The sequence below is a fragment of the Dietzia maris genome (genome assembly GCF_014144855.1).
Classification (GTDB): domain Bacteria; phylum Actinomycetota; class Actinomycetes; order Mycobacteriales; family Mycobacteriaceae; genus Dietzia; species Dietzia kunjamensis.
Genome location: NZ_JAALDN010000292.1, coordinates 1 through 1,248, shown reverse-complemented (window position 1 = coordinate 1,248; position 1,248 = coordinate 1). Strand labels below are relative to the sequence as shown.

At 72.8% G+C, this 1,248-nt stretch carries 2 protein-coding genes; both read left to right on the top strand.

Translation table 11 applies throughout. From position 1 onward, the window contains the following. Positions 1–510, top strand: a 510-nt coding sequence (locus G6024_RS10035; protein ID WP_159148619.1) for a TlpA family protein disulfide reductase, incomplete at its 5' end; no start/stop codon positions are given. Next, positions 507–1,248: NUDIX hydrolase (locus G6024_RS10030; protein WP_235027848.1), on the top strand; the 742-nt coding region annotated here is incomplete at its 3' end. The genes G6024_RS10035 and G6024_RS10030, both read left to right, overlap by 4 nt.

Below are 1,248 nucleotides of genomic sequence, written 5' to 3'. Positions count from 1 at the left end.
CGCACCGTCGTGGACCCCGCGGTCCGCGCCGAGGCCGGGCTCCCCGCCTGCCGCGACAGCGCCGTGCCCGCCACCACCACCGGCCCCGTCGCCGGACTGATGGTGCGCTGCATGGACGACGGCTCCACCACCACGCTCGGCAAGATCCAGGCCGGCACGCCCATGGTGGTCAACATGTGGGCCTACTGGTGCGAACCTTGCCGCCGCGAGCTACCCGCCATCCGTGACGCCCAAGCCACCCTCGGTGACGAGGTGCGGGTGGTGCTCTCGCACACGGACCCGTCCGAGACCAAGGGTTTCGACACCCTCGCCGCGCTGGGCATCGAGGAACTGATCTCGGTCTCCGACCAGGAGGAGGAGCTGCCGGCCGTGCTCGGCGCGCCACCCGTCCTGCCGCTGACGCTATTCGTCCGCGCCGACGGGACGATCGCGCACGTGCTGGTCGAGCCCATGGACAGCGAGCAGGACGTGCTGGACGCCGTCGCCGAACACCTGGGAGTGACCGCGTGAGCAACCCCGCGAACGGGCCCGCGCCCCGGCCCGGCGACGTCACCGGCGTCCCGCACCCCGCTTGGATGGACCCCCTCATGACGGCGTGCACCGACGGCAGCTTCGACGGGTTGCTGCCGAGACGGCGCCCGCCCGAGGACCGCGGTCCCAACGAGGTCGGCCGACCGCACCGCGACGCCGCCGTCCTGGTGCTGTTCTCCGGCTCGGAGGACGCGCCCGGCCCCCGGCCGCCCACCGATGCCCGCGTCCTGCTCACCCACCGGGCCCCCACGCTGCGCAACCACTCGGGTCAGATCTCGTTCCCCGGCGGCGGCGTCGACGACACGGACAGCGGCCCGGTGGAGGCCGCGCTGCGTGAGGCGTGGGAGGAGACCGGCCTCGACCCCCACGGGGTGGACGTGCTCGCGGTGCTCCCCGAGCTGTACATCCCGGTCTCGAACTACTCCGTCGCACCGGTGCTCGGATACTGGCGGGAGCCGATGGAGGTCGACGTCGTGGACCCGGGGGAGACCGCGCGCGTGATGACCGTGCCGGTCGACGAGCTGCTCGATCCCGCCAACCGATTCCTGCTCCGGCACACCACCGGGTGGACCGGCCCGGCGTTCCAGCACGACGACCTCGTCGTGTGGGGCTTCACCGCCGGCATCCTCGCCGCGATGTTCCACTCCGCCGGATGGGACCTGGACTGGGACACGTCCGACATCCGGGACCTCGAGAAGACCCTGGCCGCGTCCGCGA